Origin of the sequence: Streptomyces beijiangensis (genome assembly GCF_017315755.1) — a bacterium.
Taxonomy (GTDB): Bacteria; Actinomycetota; Actinomycetes; order Streptomycetales; family Streptomycetaceae; genus Streptomyces; species Streptomyces beijiangensis.
Window position 1 is genome coordinate 1 of sequence record NZ_JAFLRJ010000093.1, and the last position, 216, is coordinate 216.

Annotated in this window: 1 pseudogene; it reads left to right on the forward strand. The window is 74.5% G+C overall.

Annotated features, from left to right (window positions below):
* A pseudogene (locus J0695_RS10350) lies at positions 1–216 on the forward strand (proton-conducting transporter transmembrane domain-containing protein); the annotation flags it as partial.

Consider the following 216-nt stretch of genomic DNA (forward strand, 5'->3'; position numbering starts at 1 on the left):
CGGCATCGCGCTCGCCTTCCTCGGCACGGTCCTCCTCTACTACGCTGCCCGCCAGGCCGGGATCTCCGAGACGCAGGCCCTGGACTGGCCGGTACTGGTGGCGCACGCGGACGCCCTCGACCCGGCGGTGACCCGCCTCGGGATCGCGCTCGTGGTCCTCGGCTACGGGGCGAAGGCGGGCCTCGTGCCGCTGCACGCCTGGCTCCCTGACGCGCA